The organism is Snuella lapsa (genome assembly GCF_039539345.1).
Lineage (GTDB): Bacteria > Bacteroidota > Bacteroidia > Flavobacteriales > Flavobacteriaceae > Snuella > Snuella lapsa.
This window is the reverse complement of sequence record NZ_BAABCY010000032.1, coordinates 126021-151782: the sequence shown is the minus strand read 5'-3', so window position 1 is coordinate 151782 and position 25762 is coordinate 126021. Positions and strand designations below refer to the sequence as shown.

Annotated in this window: 17 protein-coding genes; 11 read left to right on the top strand and 6 right to left on the bottom strand. The window is 36.5% G+C overall.

Annotated features, from left to right (window positions below; genetic code table 11):
* Positions 1-26: 26 nt before the first annotated feature.
* Both ABD792_RS05520 and ABD792_RS05515 read left to right on the top strand, forming a co-directional pair.
* The gene (locus tag ABD792_RS05520; RefSeq protein WP_345004840.1) at positions 27-1595 is read left to right on the top strand and encodes a SusD/RagB family nutrient-binding outer membrane lipoprotein; all 1569 of its coding nucleotides are present in this window, start codon (positions 27-29) and stop codon (positions 1593-1595) included.
* Positions 1596-1740: 145 nt separating this feature from the next.
* Positions 1741-3309: an FG-GAP repeat domain-containing protein gene (locus ABD792_RS05515; RefSeq protein WP_345004839.1), complete on the top strand. Its 1569-nt coding sequence runs from the start codon at positions 1741-1743 to the stop codon at positions 3307-3309.
* Positions 3310-3365: 56 nt separating this feature from the next.
* On the opposite strand, the gene ABD792_RS05510 is transcribed toward ABD792_RS05515, so the two are convergent.
* From ABD792_RS05510 to ABD792_RS05500, 3 genes are all read right to left on the bottom strand, one after another.
* Positions 3366-4709 carry a Gfo/Idh/MocA family protein gene (locus ABD792_RS05510; RefSeq protein WP_345004838.1) on the bottom strand — a complete coding sequence of 448 codons (1344 nt, stop codon included), beginning with the start codon at positions 4707-4709 and terminating at the stop codon, positions 3366-3368.
* Positions 4710-4715: 6 nt separating this feature from the next.
* Positions 4716-6104 carry a 3-keto-disaccharide hydrolase gene (locus ABD792_RS05505; RefSeq protein WP_345004837.1) on the bottom strand — a complete coding sequence of 463 codons (1389 nt, stop codon included), beginning with the start codon at positions 6102-6104 and terminating at the stop codon, positions 4716-4718.
* Positions 6105-6232: 128 nt separating this feature from the next.
* Entirely contained in the window at positions 6233-7273 is a 1041-nt protein-coding gene (locus tag ABD792_RS05500; protein ID WP_345004836.1) for a substrate-binding domain-containing protein, read from the bottom strand.
* Positions 7274-7425: 152 nt separating this feature from the next.
* On the opposite strand from ABD792_RS05500, the gene ABD792_RS05495 reads away from it, so the two are divergent.
* The 6 genes from ABD792_RS05495 to ABD792_RS05470 are packed head-to-tail and all read left to right on the top strand — an operon-like array spanning position 7426 to position 13670.
* Positions 7426-8241, top strand: a complete 816-nt coding sequence (locus tag ABD792_RS05495) for an SDR family oxidoreductase (protein ID WP_345004835.1) — start codon at positions 7426-7428, stop codon at positions 8239-8241.
* A gap of 15 nt (positions 8242-8256) precedes the next feature.
* Positions 8257-9420 (top strand): mannonate dehydratase, encoded by a 1164-nt coding sequence (uxuA, locus tag ABD792_RS05490; RefSeq protein ID WP_345004834.1) that lies wholly within the window; start codon positions 8257-8259, stop codon positions 9418-9420.
* A gap of 60 nt (positions 9421-9480) precedes the next feature.
* Positions 9481-10890, top strand: coding sequence for a glucuronate isomerase (uxaC, locus tag ABD792_RS05485; protein WP_345004833.1), 1410 nt, complete (start codon positions 9481-9483; stop codon positions 10888-10890).
* A gap of 1 nt (position 10891) precedes the next feature.
* Complete coding sequence (locus ABD792_RS05480; RefSeq protein ID WP_345004832.1) at positions 10892-11869, top strand: TRAP transporter substrate-binding protein; 978 nt, start codon at positions 10892-10894, stop codon at positions 11867-11869.
* Between the two features lie 2 nt (positions 11870-11871).
* Entirely contained in the window at positions 11872-12363 is a 492-nt protein-coding gene (locus ABD792_RS05475; protein WP_345004831.1) for a TRAP transporter small permease, read from the top strand.
* Between the two features lie 2 nt (positions 12364-12365).
* Positions 12366-13670, top strand: coding sequence for a TRAP transporter large permease (locus ABD792_RS05470; protein WP_345004829.1), 1305 nt, complete (start codon positions 12366-12368; stop codon positions 13668-13670).
* Positions 13671-13755: 85 nt separating this feature from the next.
* Here the strand turns inward: ABD792_RS05470 and kbl are convergent, their stop codons facing one another.
* A complete protein-coding gene (gene kbl, locus ABD792_RS05465) occupies positions 13756-14943 on the bottom strand; it encodes a glycine C-acetyltransferase (protein WP_345004828.1) in 1188 nt (395 codons plus the stop codon).
* A 13-nt stretch (positions 14944-14956) separates the two neighbouring features.
* Positions 14957-15910 (bottom strand): NAD-dependent epimerase/dehydratase family protein, encoded by a 954-nt coding sequence (locus ABD792_RS05460; protein ID WP_345004827.1) that lies wholly within the window; start codon positions 15908-15910, stop codon positions 14957-14959.
* Between the two features lie 169 nt (positions 15911-16079).
* Here ABD792_RS05460 and ABD792_RS05455 point away from each other — a divergent pair, with 169 nt between their 5' ends.
* Positions 16080-16541, top strand: coding sequence for an Lrp/AsnC family transcriptional regulator (locus tag ABD792_RS05455; protein ID WP_345004826.1), 462 nt, complete (start codon positions 16080-16082; stop codon positions 16539-16541).
* 29 nt (positions 16542-16570) lie between these two features.
* Here ABD792_RS05455 and ABD792_RS05450 read toward each other — a convergent pair whose 3' ends face one another.
* On the bottom strand, positions 16571-20767 hold the full coding sequence (locus ABD792_RS05450; RefSeq protein WP_345004825.1) for an ATP-binding protein: 4197 nt from the start codon (positions 20765-20767) through the stop codon (positions 16571-16573).
* A 257-nt stretch (positions 20768-21024) separates the two neighbouring features.
* Between ABD792_RS05450 and ABD792_RS05445 the strand changes: the two genes are divergently transcribed.
* Positions 21025-22383 carry a Gfo/Idh/MocA family oxidoreductase gene (locus ABD792_RS05445; protein WP_345004824.1) on the top strand — a complete coding sequence of 453 codons (1359 nt, stop codon included), beginning with the start codon at positions 21025-21027 and terminating at the stop codon, positions 22381-22383.
* A 117-nt stretch (positions 22384-22500) separates the two neighbouring features.
* Complete coding sequence (locus ABD792_RS05440; protein WP_345004823.1) at positions 22501-25761, top strand: SusC/RagA family TonB-linked outer membrane protein; 3261 nt, start codon at positions 22501-22503, stop codon at positions 25759-25761.
* Position 25762: the final 1 nt, after the last annotated feature.

Sequence of the window (25762 nt, the reverse complement as noted above, 5' to 3'; positions counted from 1 at the left end):
AAAGAATAACTTAAAAAGTTTAAAAAATGAAGAAACATATTTTCATATTACTAATGGCAATTGTTATTGCATTTACCGGATGTCAAGAATCCGAATTTGCAGACAACTATGCCAATCCAAATAAAATTGGAGAAACAACGGTGCCAAAGCAGTTTACAGGTGTTTTGGTAGCCAACAAAGATTATGTGCTACCCGCGTACTGGAACTATTTTGTGGTGAATCGTACATCAACTAGACGGTGGACCCAATCGGTAGGATGGGCGAATGACCTAGGACAGTATGTTGTTGGTGCTGCCAGTGTTGATGGACAGTGGAATACGTTTTATTCTGTTTTTCAGCAGTATAGAGAGCTAGAGAAAGTGTATAATACGCTTTCAGAAGAAGCGCAGCAAAAAAACAGGATTTTTTGGTTAGCAGCAACAGTTTACGTTTATGATCATACTCAAGAAATGGTAGATCTGTTTGGATATATTCCATTCAGTGAAGCTGGTAAGCTAAGTCAGAATGGAGGAGATTATTTAGCATCTTTACCAGCGTACGATTCTTCAGTTAGTATTTATACAACGTTGTTAGATGATTTAAAATCTATAGCAGACGAGTTAAATGGGATTTCTTTGGATAATGCTACAAGCACAATTTTTGAAACCCAGGATTACATTAATAATGGAGATTTAACACTTTGGAGAAAGTACTGTAATTCATTAAGATTACGTATCTTAAATCGTGTATCGGGTTCTTCGGAGTTCTCTTCACGAGCAGATTCTGAAATAGCAAGTATCTTAGGAAGCTATCCAGTTATCGATTCTAATGACGAGAACATTCAAATTGATGTAATTAGTTTAGATACGCCTATCAATTCTGAAGGATTTCAGAGTGGGCTAGAAGATTGGAATGGTAATGTTGCTGGTAAGGCAATGATTGACCACATGTTGGCAAGTTCTGATCCAAGATTAGTGGCTATGTTCGAGCCAGGTGAAAATGCAGGAGGTGTTTATCAGGGTATCGATCCGTTGGCTGCTAGTAGTGATCAACAGGATTTAATAGATGACAGTATGGTAAGTATATACAACCGTTCTACATTAAGCCGAAACGATTTTTTTCCAGGTATGCTTATGAATGCTGCTGAAGTAAGTTTTATAAAGGCAGAATATTACTTAAGAAGTGGAAACGATGCGTCTGCTAAAGCAGCTTACGAGATGGGAATTGAACAATCGATAGAGTGGTATTATTGGGTTAATACACTAACGAATGATGGTATTTCTGGAGCATTAACTCCTGTAACTGGAACTGAAATTGATGCTTATATTGCTGATGCTGAAATAGCATGGGGTGGTACAAACGCAGAAAAATTAGAATTAATAGCAGAGCAAAAATGGATTCACTATAGTGTGGTTCAGTTAAACGAGAGTTGGGCAGAAATTAGAAGATTGGATTTACCAATGTTAGATTTTCAACCTGATGCATCAAACACACAATCTTTACCTCCTGTAAGATGGTTGTATCCTGATAATGAAAGATCAAGAAACACAGATAATTACCAAGCTGTTTCGTCTATGGACAATATGACAACTAAACTTTTCTGGGATGTAAACTAAAGTAAGTTTCATCAAAATTTTAAAAGGGCTATCTACATTTTTAGACAGCCCTTTTTTTATTCATCTTTTTTGTATGGAATTTGGAAAAGTAGGAATAATGATCAAGCTATTTTATTAATTTTACAATAATACATAACAATTATAAATGACATCGCTTAAAATAGTTCTAGGAACCTTGGTGTTGCTAAGCATATTTCTACTAGGGCCACAATCGGTTGAAAGTAGGCATGCTTATCGTCCTATCGATGATAAAGTTTTTTCAGATTCGATCATGTCTGGAGAACAATTGGCCAAGATTTATTGTAAGATGTGCCATTTGTTTCCTGAGCCGAATCTGTTAGATAAGGAAACATGGGTTTCGGGTGTGTTACCAAATATGGCATTGAGGTTAGGAATAAGAGCTAATAGTGTAGATCCCTATGAAGGGCTTTTGGAAGAAGAAGTTAGCATTATAAAACCATTAGGTGTTTATCCCGAAGCATCATTGCTTTCTGTAGAGCAATGGAATAAGATTGTAGATTATTATGTTAGAGAAGCTCCTAGTGAGCCATTAGGGCAGAAAAGAACAAGTGCTATAGCTAATATTGGACTTCCTAATTTTAAGGTTAAAAGTATTTCCATAGGAGATAAACCTTTACCGATGACTTCAATGTTGAAATTTGATGATTCTAATGCTGAATTATATGTAGGAGATGCCCAAGGTGTTATGTATGTAATGGATAGCAAAATGAGGCTAAAGAATACTTGGCCGGTATCCAATGCCCCAGTTGATATAGACTTTCCTAAAGGAAAGGAACCGAGAGTGTTAAGTATAGGTGTTTTTAGGCCATCAGATCAAAAGTTGGGGAGTCTTACATCTTTGTATAAGGATAAGTCTTCAGGTCATTTTGAAGTTGACTTACAGCAGTTGCCAAGACCAGTTCAATTTCAAACAGGAGACCTAAATATGGATGGTAAAGAAGATATTGTTATATGTGGGTTTGGAAACCATTCCGGTAAGCTGTTTTGGTTAGATAATTTTGAGGTGGACAAAGCGCATGTGCTAAAGGAAATGCCAGGAGCCAGAAAGGTTGTTCTAAAGGATTTAAATAACGATAATAAGCTAGACATTGTAGTTTTGATGGCGCAAGCATGGGAACAAATGTCAATTTTTTATAATCAAGGGAATAATACTTTTAGAGAGAAAACGGTTTTGCGTTTCCCGCCAGTGTATGGAGTGAGTTGTTTTGAACTTACAGACTTTAATAAGGATGGTTATCTCGATATACTTATAACAAATGGCGATAATTGGGATTTTTCCCCAATTAGAAAAAATTATCATGGGGTTCGGATTTATTTAAATGATGGACAGGATAATTTTGAAGAAGCTTATTTTTATCCGTTGTATGGTGCAACAAAGGCTGTTGCTAGAGATTTTGACGCTGATGGTGATTTAGATATTGCAGCGATCTCCTTTTATTCTGACTTTGATATTCCAGAACAATCATTTGTTTATTTGTCTAACGAAGGGAATATGGAGTTTAAAGCTTTTTCTACTCCCGAAGCGGCTAATGGTAAGTGGCTAACAATGGAGGTGGCAGATTTAGATGTGGATGGTGATTTAGATATTGTTTTAGGATCCTATTTTCATAATGTAGGAGAGATGACAAAGTTGATTTTCAAGGGAGTACTTTCTTTTCCTCAAATAATTGTACTAAACAACGAATTAAAATAAAAAAGAAGCTGTCTAAAAAAGACAGCTCCGTTAATGTTTTTGTTTACAAAATAGACCTATAACTTAGGCTCCCATCCTGGTTCGTAAGTACGCGACCATAATGTCATGGCATCGCGATCGAAGATGCGACCACTTGTTTCATCAATATCAAATGATTTTCCAATGCGGGACGCTATGTTGGCATAATGTGTCATCGCCTGACTGATGGCGCCTTGCAGTATGGGTGAGTTTAAAGATTCCTTACCCCGAATGGTCTCGAAGAAATTAACGGCATGACGTGTTGTTAAGTTGCCTCCGCCACCAAGGGCAATACCACTTTCTTTGCTTTCCGATTGGCTGTCTTTAATAAGTTTGCCTTTCAGATCGTATAAGCTATAGCCCCCACGGTCTACAAATACCGAGCCGTTAGAACCATGTATAATGGTACCACGCCCTTTGCCATACTTGTTATAGTTGTTTCTACTCTGGCAATCCCATTGTATAACGCGATTGTTGGTGAATTTAAAGGTTGCTTCCATGGTATCGTACATCTCCCAACCATCATCTTTATAATGGTATTTCCCGGATATAACGTTAACATGTTCTGGGTACTTTACATTTAAGGCCCAACGCGCTATATCAAGCTCATGTGTGGCGTTATTTCCCATTTCGGCTGTTCCGTAGTCCCAGCCATACCAATGCCAGTTATAATCCCATGTATTGTCTGTATACGCTCTTCGTGGTGCAGGTCCCTGGAACAGATCCCAATCCAAGCCATCTGGAGGAGCAGTTTGCGTTTGTTTAGGTACTTCACCTCGGCTATTAACGTAAAAGGCTATAGCCTTATATACATCACCAATAATACCATTGTGAATATCCTTTATTATTTCTGTAGTTTCCAGGGACGAACGTTGCTGATTACCCATTTGAACGACCTTGTTGTATTTTTCTTGAGCAGCTACGACCAATTCGTTTTCACGACCATTATGGCTGCAAGGTTTTTCCAAATACACATGTTTGCCAGCCTGCATGGCCATAATGGCTCCTGGCGTGTGCCAATGGTCAGGCGTTGCCATAAACACAGCATCAACGTCCTTATCTTCCAAAATCCTGCGAATGTCATTTTCCAGAGCGGGTGCTTTCTTAATATGCTTTGCTACATAAGTGGCAGCCTTTTCTCTTTGGCTTTTCATAACATCACATAAGTACAGTAATCTAGCATTGCTCTCTTTTCGCGCAATGGGTTCGATGTAAGCTCCATAACGTCTTCCAAGTCCTTGAATAGCAATATTAATGCGATCGTTGGCACCTATTATATTCGAATAGCTTTTAGCAGACATAGCATTAATACCATTACTGAAAGCAAGTCCTACAGCACCTACAGTTGTTTTTTTTATAAAATTTCTTCTATCTGTACTCATAACTAATTAGTTTTTATCGTTGTTAATTGGACGTATTTTTATATTTCTAAAAGAGACCAAATCCCCATGGTCTTGCAGTAAAATAGGACCCTTTTCGGCTTCTCCAAAATTTGGCCATTTAGCATACTTGCTTTCTTTTACCAGTTTACGGTAATCGTCGCTTTTGCGCTCATATTCTAATACTTTAGTGTCGTTTAGCCAATGTTCTACATGATTGTTTTTTGAAACTATGCGAGCGGTATTCCATGTGCCTATTGGATTGACAGGCTTTTTTGGATCGGCTTGAATCAAATCGTAGAGGGATGCTATGGTTCTACTACCTTCATGGTTACCTAATTTAGCATCGGGATGTTTGGCATCATCAAGGATTTGAAATTCTAATCCAATGGCAGAGCCAGTGCCTTTGTTGAGTTCGGTGTCTACATAGTATTTAATACCACTATTGGCTCCCTCTGTAATTTTAAAATCTACTTTTAGTTCAAAATCGCCATAAGCTTCAGTCGTTACGATATCTCCACCTGCATTAGATTCTTCACCGCCTGATGCCAAAACAGTTAGGACGCCGTTTTCTATCTTCCATCCTTTTTCAGGAAATGTTTCTAGCTTGGCACCACGCCAACCTTTGGTAGTTTTTCCATCCCATAGTAGTTTCCAACCGTTTTTTGCTTCTTCAGTAGTCAAATTATTCTTAGTGTTTATAGGTGTGATGGTTGTTGTCGTACTATATTTTTCAACTTCATTAGTTATTATTTTTACGTTTTTCCACATAACCTGTGTCCCATTTTTTTCTTCGTTGTTTCCAATGCCGTGTACTTGTAAACCAATGAAACCAGATGCAGTTTTGTCATCGATCAAATAGGATGCTGGAACCCCGTTAATCCATGTCTTAATAGTATCGCCAATAGCTTCAATTCTGTATTTGTTCCAGTCATTCTGTTTAAATGCCTTTTGGGCTGCGGGGTTGTCGGCAAGCGGGTATAACCAACCTCTCCTGGATTCATCATAAATACCACAACTCCAGGCTCTTTCAGAAGGGTCTATTTCTATCTGATAGCCGTGAACTCTTCCGTTTTTATAGGAAGGAATACTGTTACTGCGTATTTGAATACCTGAGTTTAATTTAGGATCTACCTTGTATTCCAGTTCCAGAATAAAATCGCCATACATTTCGTTAGAGCATAAAAAGGTATTAGGTGTGTTAAGTGTAGAAGTCCCTATAATAGCATTGTCTTTTACTTCATAGGTCGCTTTACCACCTTTAATATGCCACCCGTTTAGGGTTTTACCGTCGAAAAGGTTTACCCAAGGCTCAGATGTTTTCTTGGTTTCATTGCAACTTGTAAGTAATAGTAAAGCAATTAATGAAAAGAATCCTGTGATTTTAAGTTGTTTCATGTTAATGTCATTTTAATTAAAGTATAGTTCTTGAAGTTGTATGTTGGTTATTGTTTTATAGGCATCTTTGGATAAGATTACGTGTTCGCACACGAAAATAGAAAATAATTGATAATTAAGTTCATTTTCTAGTTAAAATTTATATTTTCTTTAGTTAATATTTCTATGGGTGAATATATTTTTTGTTCAGGTACTTTCTTTTCAATTAAATAGTCGCTCATTATAATGACTGATTTATAACCCTGATCAAATGGTTTTTGTGAGATTAGAAATGAAACTTTATCTTCAGTTAAGCACTCAATATTTTGGTCTGTGCTGTCAAAGCCTATTAAGGCTAATTTTTTTGATGTAATAGAAGGGATACAATTGGCAATGGTTGAAATTCGGCTGCTGGGTACGTAAATACCATTAATTGAAGGGTTGTCGCTTAATATCTTGTTTAATTTTTCTTTTAGTTGCTTTGTGTTTTTTAAATCAATAATATTTGCGATAGTACTATTAATTGATATCCTATTATTAATGAAATAGTCGTTAAAACCATGTATGCGTTCGGAAATAGCATAATGGTTTTCAGCATTTAATCGGGTATGTATAATAAGAACAGAACAGTTTTCTTTAAAACACAAGTGCATTAATTTTCCGGCTAAAAAACCACCTTTAAAGGCATCTTGACCTATAAAAGATAGGTTGTTAAAACCTTCAAGATCAACATTTATAAATAAATAAGGGATGTTCTTGTTTTCTAATGTTTTGGTTATTTGTGTTGTTTCCTTTGTAAATATAGGAGCTATTATTACGCCATCAGGATTCGATGCTATTAAAGCATCAAAAGCATCAATATATGAAGTAGCATCGAATTGATCAAAGCTAAAGTTGTTTATGGTAATACCAAACTTTTCGACATTTTCTTGTGCATTTTGAGTGCCTAATAAAGGTGCTTTCCAAAATGTGTTTTCTTCATCATGTCGGGGTATTAGCGTAGCAATTTTTAATTTTTTGTTGAGAGCTAACGAACTCGCAATTTTATTGGTTTTAAAGTTGCGCTTTTTTATTATGGCATTAATTTTTTCGGCTGTTTTTTTAGAAACACCGCCACGGTTATGAAGGACTCTGTCTACGGTCCCTGCAGAAACACCGGCTTCTTTAGCTATGTCGTTTATTGTAATCATACGCATTTAAATGGCTAAGTTAGCAATTTCCTTAAGTACATATTACATTTTTAGCGATCTTACAAAACAATGGTAAATTGTGGTAAAATCATTTTTTATACTATATTTGCGTGTGCGAGCACGAAACAAAATACAAATAAACAAAAAAATTAATGAATTCGCTTTTTAATATTGAAGATAGTGTGATTTTGGTCACAGGAGCCTGTGGGGTATTGGGAGGTAGTATTGCCAAATATTTATTGCAAAAAGGAGGAAAGGTAGTGCTCTTGCACTATAAAGAGGGGCCTTTGTGTCGTGTTGTAGAAGAGTTGAAAGAACAGGGCTTTCCAGTAGATGGTTATGTTTGTAACGTTCTGGAAGAGGAAAGTTTACGGTTGGTAGCCGAAAAGATTGTTGAGAAATACCAAAAAATAGATGTGCTTATTAATGCTGCTGGTGGTAACAAACCAGGTGCGACAATAGGTGAAGATCAAACAATTTTTAACCTGAAAATGGAAGATTTTAAAGCTGTAACCGATTTAAATTTAAATGGAACTGTAATTCCATCCATTGTGTTTGGTGAAGTTATGGCAAAACAAAAGAAAGGGGTTATTATCAATTATTCGTCAATGGCAGTAGATAGGGTTATTACCAGGGTAGCTGGGTACTCTGCGGCAAAAGCAGCTATGGAGAACTTTACACGTTGGATGGCAGTAGAGATGGCTACAAAGTTTGGAGATGGGATACGGGTAAATGCTATTGCTCCTGGTTTTTTTGTGGGAAATCAAAACCGCCGTTTATTGATCAATGAGGATGGTTCTTATACACAAAGGGGAAACGATATTATTAAAAATACACCAATGAAGCGTTTTGGTGAGGCCAATGAATTGCATGGTGCAATTCATTTTTTATGTAGTGAAGCCTCTAAGTTCATTACTGGGGCTGTTATTCCTGTAGATGGAGGATTTAGTGTTTTTAGTGGGGTTTAATAAATTAGAATCATAATGAAAGAGACGTTTAGGTGGTATGGTGTTAAAGACACAGTAAGTTTATCAGATATAAAGCAGGCTGGAGCAACTGGAGTAGTTACAGCTTTGCATCATATTCAAAATGGGGAGATTTGGGAAACAAAGGAGATCTTAAAGGTGAAGAATGCTTTAGAAGATGTGGGACTGGAATGGTCTTTTATTGAAAGTATTCCCATTCATGAGAATATAAAATTAAGAAAGGGAGATTATTTACAACGAATTGAAAACTATAAACAAAGTATAATTAACGTGGCTCAATGTGGTATTAAACACATATGTTACAATTTTATGCCAGTATTGGATTGGACGCGTACCCACCTGTTTTGGGAGCTTCAAGACGGGAGTACAGCCTTACGTTTTGATAAAGTAGATATGGCTGTTTTCGAATGCCATATTATCGCCTTGGAGGGCAGTGAGAAAACCTATTCCAAAGAGATTCTAAAAAAAGCTAAGGCTAGATTCGAGTCTATGGAACCAGAAGAAAAGCAACGTTTGGTAGATGGCATTTTAAAGGGATTACCAGGTACAGTAGATGACCTTACGATTCCTGTGTTTAAAGATATGATTGTACAATATAAAGGTGTTACCCATGAAGATTTAAAAGAAAACTTATCTTATTTCTTAAATCAGGTTGTTCCAGTGGCCGAAGCATATGGCGTTAAAATGGCGATTCATCCAGATGACCCGCCTTTTGATATTATGGGCTTGCCCAGAATTATAAAATCCGAGAAGGACTTGGAAGATTTGGTGGGCTTTATTGATAGTCCCTCCAACGGGATAACATTTTGCACTGGATCCTTAGGAGCTAATCCAGAAAATGATTTGCCGAAAATGATTGAGAAGTTCGGAGACCGTATACATTTCCTGCACTTAAGGAACGTAAAGCGCGAAAGCGATGGTAGTTTTTATGAAGATAACCATTTAGAAGGCTCATCCGATATGTACGAAATCGTTAAGGCCGTTTTAAAAGTTGAAAATCGTAGAGGCGTTACCATTCCAATGAGGCCAGACCATGGACATCAGATGTTGGACGATTTAAAAAAAGAAGAGATACCGGGCTATTCGGCAATAGGGAGATTGCGTGGCCTAGCAGAAATTCGTGGCCTTGCTATGGGTATTAAACGAAGTTTGGACTTGTAGTGATTTAAATGTTCAATCTAAAAAAATAATGCTAACAAATAAAACAGATAATCAATATAAATGGCTCAGATAAAAGCAAAAAACTTTATAACCGATAATTTTTTACTCCAATCCAAAGAAGCAGAGATTTTATATCATGGGTATGCAAAGAATATGCCCATTATTGATTATCATAATCATTTATCAGCTAGGTTAATTGCAGAAAACAAGCCAATAGGTAATATAACCAATGCCTGGTTAGCTGGCGATCATTATAAGTGGCGAGCCATGCGAGCTAATGGTGTTGATGAAATATTTATTACTGGGTCAGTATCTCCGGAAGAGAAATTCCTTAAATGGGCAGAAACAGTACCTTATACAATTCGTAACCCATTGTTCCATTGGACACAGTTAGAATTGAAACGCTACTTTGGTATTGATGCTATTTTACAGCCTAGAACAGCTAAGGAAATCTATGAAAAGGCAAATGTGGTATTGGCTTCCAAAACACCAGCCCAATTATTGGAAGATATGAATGTTGAATTGGTCTGTACTACAGACGATCCAACAGATACTTTGGAATACCACCAACAAATAGCAGCAGGCAATTTTTTTACAAAAGTGTTGCCTACATTCCGACCAGATGAATTGTTTTTTATAGGGCAAACCAGATTTGTAAACTATTTAAAAAAGATGGAAGCTTGTGTAGCGTTTTCTATTGATAGTTTTTCAGATTTGTTGAAGGCTATTGAAGGCCGCATAGCTTATTTTCATAAAAATGGTTGCCGGTTAAGTGATTACGGAGGTGACCCGATTGTGATGTTGGAATTTACAGAAGAAGAAGTGATGGCTATTTTTGATAAGCATCTAAAAGGCGTACCATTATCTGACTCTGAAATTAACAAGTACAGAAGTTATTTGCTGGTATATTTAGGAAAGCAGTACCATAAAAGAAATTGGGTACAACAATATCATTTGGGAGCATTAAGAAACAATAATACAAGGTTGCAAGAACAAATTGGAGCCGATGTTGGATGCGATTCTATTGGAGATTATCCAATGGCCAATGGTATGTCTAAATTATTTAATGCACTAAATAGCAGTGATCAGCTAGCCAAAACTATAACCTATAATTTAAACCCGTCGCAGAATGAAGTATTCGTAACGATGATGGGGAATTTTAATGAAGGAGGAATACCCGGAAAAATGCAATGGGGATCTGGATGGTGGTTTTTAGACCAGAAAGACGGCATGGAAAGACAAGTAAACACCCTCTCCAATATGGGGTTGTTGAGTAGATTTGTTGGCATGTTAACAGATAGCCGTAGTTTTTTGTCCTTTCCAAGACATGAATATTTTAGACGTATTCTATGTAATTTGATTGCAGACGATGTAAATAAGGGCTTAGTACCTGATGATTTAGAATTCCTTGGGAAAATGATACAAGATATTTGTTATAATAATGCTGTAAATTATTTTGAATTCAATTAGTATGAAACGATATAAAACACTAATCACTTTAATTCTTTTGTTGGGCCTATGGTCTTGTAAAAAGGAATCCAGTACAAAAACAATGTACTTAGCTCATGGTTTACCACAAACGCATCCAGTTCATAAAGGTATTTTAAAATTTCAGGAAGCGCTTCATAAAAAGTCGAATGGAAAGTTAGAGGTAAAAGTTTTTCCCGATGGGCAATTGGGGTCAGAGCGTGAAGTATTGGAGTTGTTGCAAATAGGAAGTGTTGCTATTACCAAAGTAAGTGCAGCTACTTTGTCTAATTTTGTACCCGAATATAGTGTCTTAGGTATTCCTTATTTGTTTCGGGACAAAGCACATCAATTTAGTGTGTTAGAAGGCGAGATAGGAAAGTCTATTTTAAAAAAGGGGAGTAAGTTTTGGTTACGAGGACTCTGTTATTACGATGCTGGTAGCAGAAGTTTTTATACTAAAGAAAAAGCAATACGGACACCGGAAGATTTAAAGGGCTTGAAAATAAGGGTGATGAACAATCAAATGGCTATTAATATGGTTAATGCTCTTGGAGGTTCGGCGACGCCACTAGCCTATGGCGAGTTGTATACGGCTATTCAACAAGGGGTTGTAGATGGTGCCGAAAATAATCCGCCATCATTTGTATCGTCCAATCATTACGAAATAAGCAAGTATTATACACTGGATCAGCATTCAGCCGTACCAGATGTGCTTATCATGGGAACAAAATATTGGGATAAATTAACAGATCAGGAAAAACAATGGGTAGAAGCAGCTGCCTCAGAGTCATCTGAAGCACAAAAACAGTACTGGAATGAATCTGTTGCCGAGTCCATGAAAAAAGTCAAGGATAAAGGGGTGGAAATTATTATTCCAGATAAATCCCTGTTCGCAGAGAAATCAAAATCTGTCTTGGAAACATTCGAAAAAGAGTATCCCGAGCTGGCAGATTTAGTACATCAAATAAAAGCACAATAATTATGAAGCGTATAGATTTTTTGTTTAATAAGATTAATCGCCTTATCGAATTTTTTTTGGTTAGCATTTTTGGTCTTTTGGTCTTGGATGTCCTGTGGCAAGTTTTTTCACGGTATATTTTAAGAACATCATTTTCATGGACTGAAGAGTTAGCTCGATTTTCATTGATATGGCTTTCTATTCTTGGAGCAGCATATTTGAATGCCAAGCGAGAGCATTTGTCAATGGACTTTTTATATCAAAAGCTATCTGCTAAAAAACAAAAGAAGGTTTCTTTAATTATAGAAATATTTATATTTCTGTTTGCAGCTATAGTAATGGTTGTTGGTGGTTTTAATTTGGTGTTTATCACTTTAAAATTAAATCAACTATCAGGTACATTACAAATTCCTTTGGGCTATGTTTATGCTATCATGCCTCTTAGTGGCTTACTAATTATGTGTTTTTCGTTGTATCATATGTCGAAAATTTATACAAACCAGTTAATAGATTAATTATGAGTATTGAAGTTATAAGTATATTGGTACTGTTTTTAAGCTTTTTTGTACTACTGATGCTAAAGGTGCCAGTGGCTTATAGTATTGGAATATCTACAACTATTAGCCTCTTGTTGAATATTGATAGATTGCCAGGGTTAACCACCATTGCCCAACGTATGACGACAGGAATTGACAGCTTTGCATTGTTGGCCATTCCATTTTTTGTATTAGCTGGCGAGATAATGAAACGCGGCGGTATAGCCAATAGGCTCATTAATTTTGCCAAATCTTTAGTAGCCAGTCTTCCTGGAGGCTTGGCATACGTTAATATATTGGCATCTATGTTGTTTGGTGCCATTTCTGGGTCGGCATTGGCTGCTACCTCTGCAATTGGTAGTATAATGACCGACAGAATGGAGAAAGAAGGATTGCCAAGAGCCTTTAGTGCTTCCGTAAACATAACGTCTTCTACTACAGGATTATTGATTCCACCGAGTAATATTTTAATTGTTTTCGCCTTGGCAAGTGGAGGATCTGCATCGGTAGCAGCTTTATTTGTAGCAGGTTATTTACCAGGTATTTTATTAGGCCTTGCGTTAATGGGTTATGTCGCCTTTGTTGCGATAAAAAGAGATTTTATAAAAGGATCACGAGCTAGTTTTGGAGAGGTATGGGGATATTTTAGTAAAGCCTTTTTTAGTTTATTGTTGTTAGTTGTTGTTGTGGGAGGGATCGTAGCAGGAATTTTTACGGCTACAGAAGCATCGGTTATTGCTGTTTTATATGCAGCGGTTTTGGCTCTGATCTATGGAGATGTAAGCACTAAGGATTTTCCAGATATATTGTTGACGAGTGCCAAAACTACAGCGGTGGTTATGTTTTTGATATGTACCTCTATGGCAATGTCGTGGCTGTTTTCCTTTGAAAGTATCCCGGAATTAATGAGTAACTTTTTATTGGGTCATTTTAGTAATAAGTTTGCCATATTTTTGGTGATAAATATTGTGTTGTTGCTTGTTGGGACTTTTATGGATATGACACCAGCAGTACTTATATTTACACCTATTTTCTTGCCAGTTGTAGTTGCATTGGGTATGGAACCTGTGCATTTTGGAATTGTTATGGTACTTAACTTATGTATTGGTTTGTGTACACCCCCTGTAGGAACTATTCTCTTTGTTGGGAGTGGTATTGCCAATATATCAGTTACTCAGGTTGTTAAACCGCTGATTCCTTTTTTGATAATTATGGTTATCGTGTTGCTATTAGTAACCTACATCCCTGAAATATCTATGTTATTACCACGATTATTTGATTTGTAAATAAGACACAATATATATAACGAAATAAGCCCTTGATAACTATTTCAAGGGCTTATTAATTTAGAGATATATTAGATTGAGTGTGTTACGAAATGACGTTTAATTCTTTTCCAACTTTTATAAATGCTTTAATAGCTTTGTCAACATGCTCTGGTTCATGAGCAGCAGACAACTGAACTCGAATCCTGGCTTTACCTTTAGGGACCACAGGATAAAAGAATCCAATAACATAAATACCTTCATCCAAAAGGCGTTTAGCGAACTCCTGTGCTATGGTTGCCTCACCTAGCATAATAGGAACTATAGGGTGGGTGCCTTCTACAATGTTAAACCCAGCAGCAGTCATTCCCGAACGAAATTGTTTGGTGTTGGCCTCCAATTTGTCTTTTAAGTGTGTAGATGCTTTAAGAATGTCCAGTACTTTTAAGGTAGCTCCAACAATGGCCGGTGCTAAGGTGTTTGAAAACAAATAAGGGCGTGAATGCTGTCTTAAAATATCTACTATTTCTTTTCTAGCAGCTGTAAACCCACCGGAAGCACCGCCAAGGGCTTTTCCATAAGTACCCGTTATAATGTCAATGCGCCCCATAACGTTGTTATACTCATGAGACCCTCTTCCAGTAGCTCCTAAAAATCCAGTGGAGTGACATTCGTCTATCATTACTAGAGCATTGTACTTATCGGCTAGGTCACATATTTTATCAAGTTGAGCGATAGTGCCATCCATAGAGAAAGAGCCATCGGTAACTATTAATATGCGTCTAGAAGAACTAGCAGCTTTAAGTTGCTCTTCTAAGTCCTCCATGTTGTTGTGCTTGAACCTAAATCGCTTCGCCTTACATAAGCGAATGCCGTCAATGATAGAAGCATGATTGAGTTCATCCGATATTATAGCATCCTCGGCATTTAACAATGGTTCAAAAAGTCCTCCATTGGCATCAAAAGCGGCAGCATATAAAATACAGTCTTCCATGCCTAAAAATTCGGCAGTTTTTTTCTCCAGTTCTTTGTGAATATCTTGTGTTCCACAAATAAACCGCACAGAAGAAAGTCCGAAACCATGAGTTTTAATAGCTTCTATTCCAGCCTCAAGAACATCGGGGTTTGCCGCTAGCCCCAAATAGTTGTTGGCACAGAAGTTAAGTACTTCGTTTTGGGCTGTTGTATTTATTAGAGCACCTTGTTTAGATGTTATAATACGTTCGTCTTTATAAAGACCGCTATCTTTTATGTCTTGAATATCGTTTAATAAGTCATTTTTAATACTGTACATAATGTCTTTAGATTTAAATTTTTTCTAAATAAGTTGCTTTTAGGTTTTCAATCATATCTTCAGTCATGGTTTCCAAATTGTAATTTGGTTTCCAATTCCAATCATTCTTGGCATTTGTGTCATCAATACTTTTTGGCCACGAATCTGCAATATCTTGTCTAAAATCGGGTTTGTAAGTTACTTTAAAATCGGGATAAATAGTTTGGATTGCATTTGTTATTTCTTCAGGATTAAAGCTTACACCCGCAATATTGTATGAAGTTCTGGTTTTAATGTTTTCAGAAGGCGCATCCATAATTTCAATAGTTGCTCTTATGGCATCATCCATATAAATCATTGGAAGCGTGGTCTTTTCACTTAAAAAACATTCAAAAGATTCATTTTTAATAGCTTTATGAAAAATGTCCACAGCGTAATCTGTAGTACCTCCACCTGGTAAGGATTGGTATCCTATAACGCCAGGATAACGAATAGAACGAATATCCAATCCGTATTTTTTATAATAATAATTGGCCCAATTTTCACCGGCAGCTTTGGTCATGCCGTATACTGTTGCAGGTGTTAGGTTAGAATCTTGAGGTGTGTTGTTGCGATTTACATTAGCTCCAAAAACAGCAATCGAACTTGGGAAAAATACCTTACTAATATTATGTAGTCTGGATACTTCAAGTACATTAAAAAATGTTTTCATGTTGATATCCCAAGTTAATAGCGGATTCTTTTCGCCATTTGCCGATAAAATAGCGGCCATATGATAAATTTGAGTAACATTATACTTTATAACAATAGCTGTTAAAGCCTCAAAATCTGTAGCATCCAATATTTCAAATTGACCGACAAATGAAGCATTATCCCTTAAGTCGGTAGCGATAACATTATTAACCCCGAATTTATCTTGAAGTCTTTTTGATAGAACAGAACCTAGTTGTCCGCTAGATCCCGTTATTAATATGGTGTCTTGTGTCATTATATTATAAGTTAGTAAAGAACAAAATTACTTAAAATCAATGTTTTGCAATTAAAACATCTTTCTTAAATAATAAAAAAAGTAAAATCATCTTTTATTTTGAATTTATTTATTATTATTTACTTTTATAGTGATGTAAATAAAAGCTTAAAAGTAAATTTATCTTTAGATGGAAAAAATAGATGAAGTCGATTTAAATATTTTGCGTATCCTGCAAAAGGATTCCAAAAAGACAACGAAAGAAATAGCAGAAATGTTAAATCTAACAGTTTCGCCAGTATATGAGCGTATTAGACGCTTAGAGAAAAAAGGATTTATAAAAAATTATGTGGCACTTTTAGACAAAAAAAAAATCCAAAGACCTGTCACAGCTATTTGTATGGTATCGTTGCGTTATCATGATCAAGGATTTATTGACAAATTTGACAGACAAATTCGAGCACTGCATGAAGTTCAGGAATGTTATCATATGGCAGGGAAAGTCGATTTTTTTTTAAAAATTAACTTAGAAAGCCTTGATGTGTATCATGAATTTGTGAGAACAAAACTGTCTAAAATTGAAAATATTGGTGTTTTGGAAAGTTATTTTGTACTTAAAGAAATTTTTCAGACTACCGAGTATTATATTTAGTGTACAATTGACCATACAGGTAAATATTGTTATATGGAAAAATGTATTTTATGCTCATTTAAAACGTGATTTAATCCTTTTTTTTGAGAGTCCTTTTTTAAAGCCATAGGTGTTTTTCCAAATTCTTCTTTAAAGCATTTTCTAAAATACTTAATATCTCTATAGCTAACCATAAAAGCTGCTTCATTAATATTGTAATTATACTTGAGAATGAGTAATGCTGCTTTTTTTATACGTAAGGTTCTGTAAAAATCAATAAGTGTTTTGCCTGTAATTTCTTGGCATTTTCTATAAATACTAGAATAACTCATGTCAATTATGTTTGCCAGCTCTTCTAATTTAAAGTCCGGGTTATCTAGTTGTTTCGAAATTTCTTCGGTTAAACGTTGTATAAAAATTTCATCTTTAGATTGTAAGTTAGAGTCTTCAGGAAGACTTATTAATTCGGTTTTGTATTTGGAGAGTGTTTTGTTTTTTGCATTAATAATATTATTAACTTTAATAAAGAGCTCATTGAAATTAAAAGGTTTTTGAATAAATTCAATAGCTCCAGATTGTAAGCCGTGCAATCTGGCGGCAGTGGTATTTCTTGCTGTTAAAAGTATGACAGGAATATGGGCTGTAAGAGCATTTTTTTGGAGTTTTTTACACATGTCAATCCCATTTAACTCGGGCATCATTACATCGCTTATTATTAGATCTGGGATATGCTTTTTAGCCAATGCAATGCCTTGTTTGCCATCGTCGGCGATTATAATGTTATATGAGTTATGAAATATATCTCTTAAAAAAATCTGCATTTCAATATTGTCTTCAACAATAAGAAGGGTGTTTTCTGGTTTTTGGATGCTTTTAGAAGAATTCATTAGGACGCCATCCAACTCTAAATTTAAAGAAGAATTTAAAGAAGGTACTTTATCCGTTATTGAAACTTTTTGGTCTTCCCTTAAATTATTTTCTTTAGTGCTTAAGGCAACTTTAAATTGTGTGCCTTTTTCTTTTGAGGATTTCACCTTAATTTTTCCATTATGAAGTGCTACCAGTTCTTTAACCAAAGCAAGCCCAATACCTAAGCCCTTTTTGCGTTTGCCCGTTTCCGATTGATAGAATAACATAAATATATTTTGAAGTTCTTCTTTTTCAATACCAGGACCCGAATCATTAATGGTAATTTCGATACTATCTTGCTCTTTTTTTAGTCTGGCTTTTAAACTGATGGTGCCTTCCTGAGGTGTAAATTTAAAAGCGTTTGACAGTAAGTTGTAAAAAACATGCTCAATTTTGTCGGAATCATACCAAAGAGTAACCTCTTCTGAAGGATATTCCTGAATAAAATCAATATGTTTAAAACGAGCTTGTTCTGCAAAGGATTCTGCAATTTCTTTTAGATGTAGTATAAGGTCCTTTTTGGTAGCGTAGATCCGTATTTTATCTAGTTCTTTATTTCTTACAGTTGTAAGTTCGGAAGCTATGCGAGATAACCTGTGAGCATTATTCTTTATAATTTGAAGTCGCTGTTTTAAGAGAAAATTTCCAGTTGATTTCGCGCGGTCAAGCATATCGTCTATGGGCCCCAGTATCAAGCTTAAAGGCGTTTGTATTTCATGGGACATCTTGGCGAAAAAGTTCATTTTTAAACCGTATAGTTCCTTTTCTTTTTGGTTCTCCCATGCTTCTTTAACTAACTTTTTCTTTAAACGTATCCAGAGGTAAACCCCGTAACCTATTAAAAGAAAAATAATGAAGTAACTTAAATAGGCTATATTTGAAAGCCACCAAGGTGGGTTTATCGTAATGGTGATCGCTTTGGGGGGAATATCCCAAATACCGTTTTCGGATCCTGCTTTTACCTCAAAAATGTAGGTGCCATGAGGGATCTTTGTGTACGTAGCCCTCCTGTCTGGTCTTGCAGGAATCCAGTTCTTATCAAAACCTTTCAAACGATAGGCATAATGATAATTTGAACTTATAATATTGCCTATGGCACTAAACCTAAAAGAGAAGGAGGCTTGATCATAATTGACATTTATTTTGGTAGTACGTTCAACAATATTTTTAAAAAGGGGATCCCCTAAAATAGAACTAGCGGGTTTGTTAAGGATTTCAATTTCATTTATATATATGTGCGAATTTATATTTTCCTTGTTTATTGTAGCCGGATTAATAACATTTACTCCATATTCGCTTCCAAAATAAAGTAAGCCATTTTTATCTTTAGCTGCATTGTGCCGACTAAAGTTATCTCCGGTTAGTCCGTCTATTTCAAAGTAAGATGTTAAGGCGTTCGTTTTTAGATTATAGTGATGTAATCCTCTATTGCTCCCAAGCCATAGGTTATCTTTGTTTTCTGCCAATGCGGAGAAATAAAAATAGTTTCCTAAATAGTTAGCTCTACTATAATTTTGGAACGTATAATCTTTAAGATTGAATTTGATAACTTGTCCTGATGTCGTGCTAATCCATATAGACCCATCATTGTCGGTCGATAAAAATTTGGGATTATAATTCCTATTGTCTCCTACTGCTTTTATGTAATAATTATGCCTAGTGAAATAGGAATTTGAAAGCCCATCTGAACTTTCATTAAAACGAAATAGCCCACCATCCAAAACGCCAACCCATATAACGCCATTTTCGTCCTCTATAATGCATTCTGATGCCCTGCCAAACAGGCCGTGTTTAGAATAGTCAAACTTAGCTAGGAGCTTTTGGTTTTCCGAAAAGATACTTAAACAGCCATACGAAGATACCCAAACCCGCTTTTTGGAATCGATAAATATTTCTGTGATGTCATTTAACTCGGTTCCATTTAGGTTTGTGATCTCTATGTTTTTAAATATGTTGGTTTTAGGGTCGTACACCCACAATCCGTTTAAGTAGGTTCCAATCCAGATGATATTTTGGGGATCCTCTTGAAGTGCATTGATATATTCTCCTTTAAAGTACAGATTGCCTGATTTTAGTTTGTTGTATTGTACGGTGGTATAATCGGGTAATATTCTGTTTAATCCTTTACCATCTGTCCCTATCCATAAAGAACCATCGGAAGATTTTAAAGATGATAGAACATCAACATTTAGAGGTGCATTATTTTTTAATCCGCTAAAAAAGGAAATATTGCTAAGATTATTGGGTAGTATGTTGATAATCCCCTTTTTCAAGGTCAGGACAATATTCCCGTGAGAATCCGAGCTTATATAATTTACGGTATTATCACTAAGTGTAAACGGGTTATTTTCGTCTTTTTTAAAAATAAGAGCCTTATCGTTTTCTATTTTATATAACCCACTGCCATCAGTCCCTGCCCATAGAGTGCCGTAATTATCTATATGAAGACAACGAAATATAGCGTAGCGGTTTACATTATCTCTTTCTTCAAACAAACCATAGCGCTGTATTATCCTATTGTTAGTAACATCTAATTTTATGAGACCATCATAATAGGTAGCAATCCATAATATGCCTAGCTTATCATTTAAAAGATCGATTTTGTTAAATTCATTTTCTGTAAGATTTAAAGTTTGAAATGTCCCCGAATTAAGATTGTATCTATAAAGGAGTCCGTCCGAAGTACTAAAGAATAGCTGGTCGTAATTTACAACGGCAATGCTGAAAAAAGAAGTCGATTTAAGAGATAGAGTTGAAAGGTCGACAATTTTTTTAAATTCGGAGGATTTCTGATCATACCTATATATAATACCCTTATTAGAGCCAAACCAGGTATAGTGATCGTCCGAGCTAATACTTATTATATAATTCGCCTTGTCTTTGCCAGAAATATAGCTTTTATATGAGCTATAATTTCCTAGTGAATCAATTTTAGTAAGCTCTCCCTTTAAAGTATACAGCCACAAATTTTTGTGATGATCCTTTTTTATTTTATAATTACTGTCTCCATTAAAATCTTCTCCGAAAATTTCTCGATACCTTAAAATTGAATAATCAAGACCATTGTACTTATAGAGGCCATCATCATTTATAAACCATAAGTAGCCTAAAGGCCCTTCTTCAATATTACAACTAGCATTAAACGTTCTGTCTAATTTTATAAAGTATGAATTGCTTTGTCCAATGCTAAAACAGGTAGGCATTATTAACAGATATACTGTTAAAAGCTTTCTTATTCCTGTTTTATTAATTAAATGGCAAAAGGACATTTGTTTACGTTTAGAAGTTAAAAAGTCGGCAAACCCCAACAATTTGGAATTTGTTGTTGATTTTATCAAAAAAAGTAATGATTCTCAAAATTAGCATTTTTAACTGTATTAATACAATAAATCTTGTGATGACAGCTATTTTTCGAGCTTTATATTTCTCACGAGTAGTCATATTAACAAAAAGTAGGGGTCATTTTGGTCTTTACTTTATTTGAAAGTCTTATTAGCGTAAATAACCCCTTAAACTTTTTTTCTTCTCGTACTAATTTTGGAGTGGTTCGATGGCTCATGCCGTTTTTAGAATTGTGAATTAAATAAGAATATAAATGACATCAAGACGAAATTTTGTTAAGACCACCGCCCTTGTGGGTGCGGGAGCAGCCTTACTTCCTAACCTGTCGTTCGGGGGCATGCTGTCCTCTGATGGCCAGAAGCTCAAACTGGGTTTCATTGGGGTTGGATTAAGAGGCACTAACCACTTAAACAATGCTTTACATAGAAAGGACGTAGAGATCACGGCCATTTGCGATATCGACCCCAACAGGATCAGCATAGCCCTGGACAAGATCGACAAGGCGGGCTTTAAGAAGCCCGAGGTCTTTGGCAGCAACGATTACGACTACAGGAACCTTCTGGAACTGAAGAACCTTGATGCCGTTATTATATCCACGCCATGGCTATGGCACACCCGTATGGCCAAGGACGCCATGCTGGCTGGCAAGTACACCGGGCTCGAGGTATCGGCGGCCAACACACTTGAAGAATGCTGGGACCTGGTAAACACACACGAGAAGACGGGCACCCACATGATGATCCTGGAGAACGTGAACTACCGTCGCGATGTACTGGCCGTACTGAACATGGTAAAGCAAAACGTGTTTGGGGAGCTCGTGCACTTTAGGTGCGGTTACCAGCATGACCTGCGCTTTGTAATGCTTAACGACGGAAAGACCGCCTATGGCAAAGGGGTGGAGTTTGGCGAAAAGGGCATATCGGAATCCGTATGGAGGACCCAACACTCTGTATTAAGGAACGCCGACGTATACCCAACGCACGGTGTTGGTCCGATAGCAGCAATGTGCGACATTAACCGAGGCAACCGATTTGTATCTTTAACCTCTCACGCTACCAAAAGCCGAGGACTGCATAATTACATAGTTGATAATGGAGGTAAAGACCATCCCAATGCAAAAGTGAACTTTAAGATGGGAGATGTAATTACCTCTACCATCGAAACGGCCAATGGCGAGACCATCATCGTTACCCACGACGTATCGTTGCCAAGACCCTATTCATTAGGATTCAGGGTACAGGGAACGAAGGGCCTGTGGGAAAAGGACGGGGACAGGATATACGTTGAAGGGCAATCGAAGCCACATCGCTGGGACGAATCCAAAGCCTGGTTGGAAAAGTACGACCACCCGCTCTGGAAGAAGTACGGCGAACTGGCAACGGGAGCAGGGCACGGCGGCATGGATTTCTTCGTACTACAGGCCTTTGTGGAGTCTGCCAAGCAAAACATAGCACCACCGATGGATGCATACGATGCGGCCGCATGGAGTGCCATTACCCCGTTGTCGGAAGCTTCCATAGAAAACAACGGCCAACCCCAGGACTTCCCCGATTTTACCAGAGGGACCTGGATTAAACGAAACCCCTACAACTGGATGAAAGACAGTTATTAAATGAATCTCATAAAATGAATACTAACATAAACCAAAACCAAAATTAATGAAGAACAAATACAACGAAAGACAATCTAATTCAAGAGTAATAACTAAAACTAATTTTAAATCAAACTTATGAAGAGAATACTAACAAACGGATTGTGTGTGCTGTTATTGATCCTTACCTGTTCAATGCAAGCACAAGAAAACACCGTAACAGGAACCGTTAAGGACGAATCGGGTATACCGTTATCTGGAGCAACGGTTACAGTTAAAGGAACAACCAGAGGGACATCGGCCGATTTTGATGGTAATTACTCCATATTGGTCAATGAAAATGATGTGATTATAATATCTTATATAGGATACTTAACACAGGAATTTACTGCAAAGGGTAAAACAACGATTGATGCAGTTTTAATAGAAGACGTATCAACACTCGAAGAGGTCGTAGTGGTTGGTTTTGGTACACAAAAGAAGGAAAATGTATCAGGCGCTACAACGTTCGTTAAGATGGATGAAATTATTGGAGATAGACCTATTGTCAATGCTGCAGAATCATTGCAAGGAGTTGCAGCAGGGTTACAGGTCACAAACACATCCGGGCAACCCGGAGCTAATAGTGTTGGCATAAACATTCGTGGGTTTACATCTATAAATGGAGGAAGCCCCTTAGTTTTGATTAATAACGTTGAAGGTAGTTTAGAAGATTTAAATCCAAGGGATATAGAATCAATTTCAGTATTAAAAGATGCGGCAGCCAGTTCTATTTATGGTGCAAGGGCAGCATTTGGAGTTATTCTTATTACAACTAAAAAAGCTAAAAGAAACCAAAAAGTAAGATTTACGTATGATGCTACCACGAGTATCTCCACAACTGCCGATTTACCGCAAAAGGCAACCACAAGAGAATTTATCGAAGCACTTAATGAATGGGGCGTTAGAGATTATTTTGCAGGTCAGAATGTGGAAGATTGGTTAGGTTATTTGAATTTGTATGATACCGATAGAAGTCAGTTAAATTTAATCTCAGACCCAGTAAATGGAACAACGTATCCAATCCACTTCGATACTGCAAATTCACAGTATTATCCCTTGGCAGATTCTAATCTTATAGATGAGTTTTTGAATAATTTTGGACATTCTACCATACACAATTTTACCGTAAGCGGAGGCGCCGAAAAAGTGGCATATCGTTTAAGTGCTGGTTATACATTCGAGGATGGTATTATGGTTACTAATCAGGACAATTTCAAAAAGTATAACATTAACAGTTCGGTTAGTGCAGATATAGCACCCAATCTAGAATCTACAACTAATATTTTATATAGATCGAGTGTGCAAACAAGACCAATGGCTTCTTATTCACAAGCAATTCAATTGCGTATGTTTGATCCAACAGGATGGTTGGATATTGATGGAGAAGCTTTTCCTGTGGATACGCCAGGTAACTTGGTACGTTATAGAGAACCTTCAAAACGTTATATAGATAATACAAGATTGTACCAACAATTAAAATGGGAGCCAGTTAATAACTTGACATTAATAGGAGAGTATACTTATGAAAAGGATCTGGTAAGTAATTTTACTGTGAATAACGGTCGTCGATTTGCCAGAGCCCATTTATTTACTGTTAATGGAACGGCAGAAGACGAAATTAGAAACAGTTCTGTTGCAAGATCAAAAAATCAGACAGTTTATAATGCTTTAAACCTTTATGCTAAATATCAGTTGAGCCTGGGTGATCATAATTTTAATGTTTTAGCAGGTTTAAACCGAGAAGAAGAAAATTTTGAATCTTTCTCCGCATCAAGAAATGGTTTAATAGATATTACCACCCCAACCTTTGAATTGGCCGAAGGTGATAATATAGATATTAGTGAAGCCTTTTACGACTGGTCTATTGTTGGTTATTTTGGTCGTTTAAACTACAATTATAAAGAACGCTACTTTGCAGAAGCGAATTTTAGATATGATGGCTCTTCAATTTTTGCTGAAGGCGATCGCTTTGTAGAGTTGCCTTCATTCTCATTAGCCTGGAATATTGCAAAAGAACCATTTATGAAGAATGTAGATTTTATATCTATACTAAAACCAAGATTCTCTTGGGGAGAAATAGGTAATCAAATAGCAACCAATCCGTTAACAGGAGGCAGAGATTATTACCCCTTCAATCCTGGTTATGAATCTTTCTTTGCTAGTTGGATCAATCTAAATAGCGATTTACGTTATTTAACTTTTGAGCCTGCTCAGTTAATAAGTGCAGGCTTAACATGGGAAGAAATAGTATCTACCAATATAGGATTGGACCTAACAATGTTTAAAAATCGTTTAGATACCAGTTTTGAAGTTTATAGGAGAGAAACATTGGGAATGCTAAGAGAAGGTGAACCGTTACCTGGCATTCTGGGAACAGGAGCACCATTTCAGAATGTGGCAGATTTAGAGACCACTGGTTGGGAAGTAACAGTAGGATGGAAAGACCGTATAGGAGATTTTAGATATAACATTAATGTGAATGTTTTTGACAATGTTGCAGAAATTACCAAATTCGATAATCCCGGAGGTTTAATTAGCCAATTTAGAGAAGGTGCTAGAATTGGAGATATTTGGGGATATGTAACCGATGGCTATTATACCGTTGACGATTTTGTGCCAGGAACCTTAAATGCAGACCTTTCAGGTCCAGATAGAGAATTGAAACCGGGAGTGCCAACCTTTATAGGTCAAACACCCTATCCTGGTGATGTAAAATATAAAGACTTAGATGGAGATGGTTTCATAGCAGCTGGTAATTCAACGGTTATTACAGAGCTGGACAGTCAAGGGAATCCAATTAAAAATTCTGATGGTGTAATAACTACAGGGGCTGGCGATAGAAAAGTAATTGGTAACAGCAGGAAGCGTTATCAGTTTGGTGTCAATGGTTCTGCGTCTTACAAAGGGTTTGATTTCTCTTTTGTACTAAGTGGTGTAGGCAAACAAGATAGCTGGAGAAATTCTGATCTTATATGGCCTTATCCTTCTGTATTTGATAATATATATAAGCATCAATTAGATTACTGGACGCCAGATAATCAGGATGCCTTTTACCCCAGGATATACGGAGATCCTAATAACGGAAATACAGATAGTAACTATGGTAGAAACAGGAGAGTTCAAACCAAGTATCTAAGTGATGAGAGTTATTTGCGTATCCAGAATATAACGTTTGGTTATAGTTTAGATAGTAAATTTTTGGACAAATTAAAGGTGGATAAGTTCAGAATATTTTTGTCAGGAAATAATATTCACACCTTCGATAAGTTGCCTAAAGGATTAGAGCCCGATCAGGGATCAAATGGAGTGTATCCTATTATGACACAGTATTCTTTAGGATTAAATCTATCATTTTAAA

Excerpts from the sequence above, each read along its gene's own strand:
- ABD792_RS05520 (WP_345004840.1), top strand. The coding sequence starts at position 27 with ATGAAGAAACATATTTTCATATTACTAATGGCAATTGTTATTGCATTT.
- ABD792_RS05515 (WP_345004839.1), top strand. The coding sequence starts at position 1,741 with ATGACATCGCTTAAAATAGTTCTAGGAACCTTGGTGTTGCTAAGCATA.
- ABD792_RS05510 (WP_345004838.1), bottom strand. The coding sequence starts at position 4,709 with ATGAGTACAGATAGAAGAAATTTTATAAAAAAAACAACTGTAGGTGCT.
- ABD792_RS05505 (WP_345004837.1), bottom strand. The coding sequence starts at position 6,104 with ATGAAACAACTTAAAATCACAGGATTCTTTTCATTAATTGCTTTACTA.
- ABD792_RS05500 (WP_345004836.1), bottom strand. The coding sequence starts at position 7,273 with ATGATTACAATAAACGACATAGCTAAAGAAGCCGGTGTTTCTGCAGGG.
- ABD792_RS05495 (WP_345004835.1), top strand. The coding sequence starts at position 7,426 with ATGAATTCGCTTTTTAATATTGAAGATAGTGTGATTTTGGTCACAGGA.
- uxuA (WP_345004834.1), top strand. The coding sequence starts at position 8,257 with ATGAAAGAGACGTTTAGGTGGTATGGTGTTAAAGACACAGTAAGTTTA.
- uxaC (WP_345004833.1), top strand. The coding sequence starts at position 9,481 with ATGGCTCAGATAAAAGCAAAAAACTTTATAACCGATAATTTTTTACTC.
- ABD792_RS05480 (WP_345004832.1), top strand. The coding sequence starts at position 10,892 with ATGAAACGATATAAAACACTAATCACTTTAATTCTTTTGTTGGGCCTA.
- ABD792_RS05475 (WP_345004831.1), top strand. The coding sequence starts at position 11,872 with ATGAAGCGTATAGATTTTTTGTTTAATAAGATTAATCGCCTTATCGAA.
- ABD792_RS05470 (WP_345004829.1), top strand. The coding sequence starts at position 12,366 with ATGAGTATTGAAGTTATAAGTATATTGGTACTGTTTTTAAGCTTTTTT.
- kbl (WP_345004828.1), bottom strand. The coding sequence starts at position 14,943 with ATGTACAGTATTAAAAATGACTTATTAAACGATATTCAAGACATAAAA.
- ABD792_RS05460 (WP_345004827.1), bottom strand. The coding sequence starts at position 15,910 with ATGACACAAGACACCATATTAATAACGGGATCTAGCGGACAACTAGGT.
- ABD792_RS05455 (WP_345004826.1), top strand. The coding sequence starts at position 16,080 with ATGGAAAAAATAGATGAAGTCGATTTAAATATTTTGCGTATCCTGCAA.
- ABD792_RS05445 (WP_345004824.1), top strand. The coding sequence starts at position 21,025 with ATGACATCAAGACGAAATTTTGTTAAGACCACCGCCCTTGTGGGTGCG.
- ABD792_RS05440 (WP_345004823.1), top strand. The coding sequence starts at position 22,501 with ATGAAGAGAATACTAACAAACGGATTGTGTGTGCTGTTATTGATCCTT.